General features: G+C 70.8%; 3 protein-coding genes. 2 read left to right on the top strand and 1 reads right to left on the bottom strand.

From position 1 onward, the window contains the following. Positions 1-1272, bottom strand: a 1272-nt coding sequence (locus tag ABZ749_RS33365; protein ID WP_357234973.1) for an MFS transporter, incomplete at its 3' end; no start/stop codon positions are given. Between the two features lie 214 nt (positions 1273-1486). Here ABZ749_RS33365 and ABZ749_RS33360 point away from each other — a divergent pair. Both ABZ749_RS33360 and ABZ749_RS33355 read left to right on the top strand, forming a co-directional pair. Beyond that, the gene (locus tag ABZ749_RS33360; protein ID WP_357204783.1) at positions 1487-2467 is read left to right on the top strand and encodes a helix-turn-helix transcriptional regulator; all 981 of its coding nucleotides are present in this window, start codon (positions 1487-1489) and stop codon (positions 2465-2467) included. A gap of 74 nt (positions 2468-2541) precedes the next feature. Continuing rightward, a partial coding sequence (locus tag ABZ749_RS33355) for a DUF397 domain-containing protein (RefSeq protein WP_357234976.1) occupies positions 2542-2692 on the top strand: 151 nt, incomplete at its 3' end.

The raw sequence follows: 2692 nt of genomic DNA, 5'->3' as shown, positions 1-2692 counted from the left end.
TGCCGGGAGCCCTGGTCGGTCGGCGTCCTCGGCCGGACGACGGGGTGCCGGGAGCGTCGGGCGGGTGGGCGGCGTCGGCGGGCGGGCCCCGGCCGGGGCGCTCAGGTGCCGGCCCCGCCACAGGTAGCTGCCGGCGGCCAGGGTGGCCATCCCGACCAGCGCGAACAGCAGCCGGTAGTCCAGGAACCCGACCAGCAGGGCCCCCGCCCCGATGGAGACCGCCTGCGGCCCGCGGACCACCGCCTGGGTGGCGGCGGCGACCCGGCCGACCAGCGAAGGCGGCGTGCGGCGCTGGATCAGCGTGTGCAGACCCACCATCGTCAGCGGAAGCGAGACCCCGGCCAGCAGCACCGCCGCGAACCCGAGCCACAGATCGGGGAACGCGAGCGCGAGCGCGGCCGGAGAGAAGAAGGCGACCCCGGCGGCCAGTGTGCCGACCTCTCCGAGCCGGCGGACCAGCGTCGGTGAGCAGAGTCCACCGAGCAACCCACCGATGCCCTGCACTGTGAACAGCACCCCCACGAACGCGGCATCCCGGTTCAGCCCCTGGTCGACGTAGGCGAAGATGAGCGACTCGCTGAAGCCCATCACCAGTGACCCGAGCCCGTAGCCGAGCAGGGCCCGCCGCAGGGCCGGCTCGCCGGCCAGGTGCCGCAGACCGGCGACCAGTTCGGCCGGCCACCGCAGCCGGACGGCCGGTGGCCGCTGCTGCGGGGTGGGCAGCGCGGTGACCACCGCCGCCGCGATCAGAAATCCGACCATGCCGATCCCGGCCAGCGCCCATCCGCCGAGCGCCGCGTAGAGCGCCGCGCCCACCAGCGGGCCGGCAAGTCGAATCCCCTGACGTACGGTCTGCAGAACGCCGTTCGCCTCCGCCAGCAGCTCGATCGGCACCATCTCGCGAATGAGTCCACTGAGGGCCGCGCCGAGCGTGATGGACGAGAGCCCGTACAGGGCCGCCACCAGATAGACGACCCAGACGTCGCCCGCGTCGCGGACGGTGAACAACGGAGCGAGCAGGGCTGCGGTGAACACGTTCGCGGCCACGAAGAACGGTCGGCGCGGGTAACGGTCGACAACCCAGCCGACCAGCGGCGCCATCGTCATCGGAGCGATGACCGCGAAGATCGTGGCACCGGCCAACCCGTTCGAGCCAGTCAGATCCTTGACCCAGATGGCGAGTGCGAGCAGCAGGATCGACTCGGCGGTCATGCTGGCCAGCAGACCGCCGAAGAGCAGGCGGAAGTCGGGTCGGCGCAGGATCGTGCGCATGGGTCCCTCCGGCGGGATGGCGTGCCCGGGTGGGCGAGGTCGACGGGCCGCGACCGCGGGTCCGTCGTCATCCGGCATTCCCGTGGTGCGATTTTCGCAAGACACGCCCTCGCCGGAACCTCCGACACCGGTCGCGCCGTCCATACTGACCGTGGGGGGCGAATTTCATACAGTTACCGTCGCGTCTGCGGCGGTCGACGGGAAAGAGGACACTGTGCCTCCTGCCGCACCCAGCCCGATCCTGCGTCGTCGCCGGTTGGGCATCGAACTGCGCCGCCTACGTGAGGCCGCGGGCCTCACCGGCGATCAGGTCATCGAGCGTATCGGTTGGGCCTCCGCCTCCAAACTGTCCCGCCTTGAGAACGGCCGTAGCCGACCCGACCCGCAGGACGTCGGCGACCTGCTCGACCTCTACGGCGCCGACCAGGCACTGCACGACGAGCTGCTGGGCATCACCAACGAGGCCGGCGACATGCGCGGCTGGTTGAAGAACTTCCCGGTGATGACGCAGCAACAGCGCGGTTGGGCCGAGTTGGAGGCGGGCTGCGCGGAGATCTCCGAGTACAACCCGGTGCTGGTGCCGGGCCTGTTGCAGACCCCCGGGTACGCCCAGCTCCGGATCGTGTCGGCCCGGCAGGTGAACGCGGGCGCGGGCGAGCCGGAGCCCGGCGACGAGCCGGAGACCGAGGTGCAGGCGCGGCTGGCCCGCCAGTCGCTGCTGACCCGCGAGCCGCACGCTCCCCGCTACACGGCCGTGTTGGAGGAGGCGGCTCTCGGCCGCCGGGCCGGGCCGCCGGAGGTGCTGCACGAACAGCTGCTCCAGCTCTGCGAGTTGGCGCTGCTGCCGAACGTGGCCCTGCACGTGCTACCCCGGGACACCCAGATCGGCGATTGGTACCTTCCGCCGACCGCCTTCTCGGTCTATCGGTTCGCCGATCCCCTCGATCCGGAGACATTGGCCATCGAAGGTGGCTTCACCGACGTCATGTCGACCGAGGCAATCACGCTAAATCGCTATAAAGTGGTGTTCGAGTGGCTATGCAAGGCGGCACTTAACGCCTCGGACACCCTCTCCTGGCTGATCGAGGCGACGGGACGGCTGACCGAGGCGACGCCCCCATCCACAGTGGCGTTCGGTCCGGCAACGGCGCCGACCCAACGCCGCCGGGAATCGGGGCGACTGACGGACCGGTGATCCACGGGGGACCTGCCGTCGGGACGTGCGGCACCACTCGTCCCATCGGATCGCTGCACATCAGGAGCAGAACCATGAACGAAATCCGCAACACGCCGTCCGTCTCCGCCCACTCGTTGGCGGACGCCCCGTGGCGTACCAGCACACGCAGTCAGACCTCCAACTGCGTGGAGGTCGCCCCACTGGCCGCCGGCCCGTCGGCGGTCGCCCTGCGCGACAGCAAGG

Origin of the sequence: Micromonospora sp. NPDC047753 (genome assembly GCF_040642735.1) — a bacterium.
In the GTDB taxonomy this organism is placed as follows: domain Bacteria; phylum Actinomycetota; class Actinomycetes; order Mycobacteriales; family Micromonosporaceae; genus Micromonospora.
This window is presented reverse-complemented; position numbering and strand designations above follow the sequence as displayed.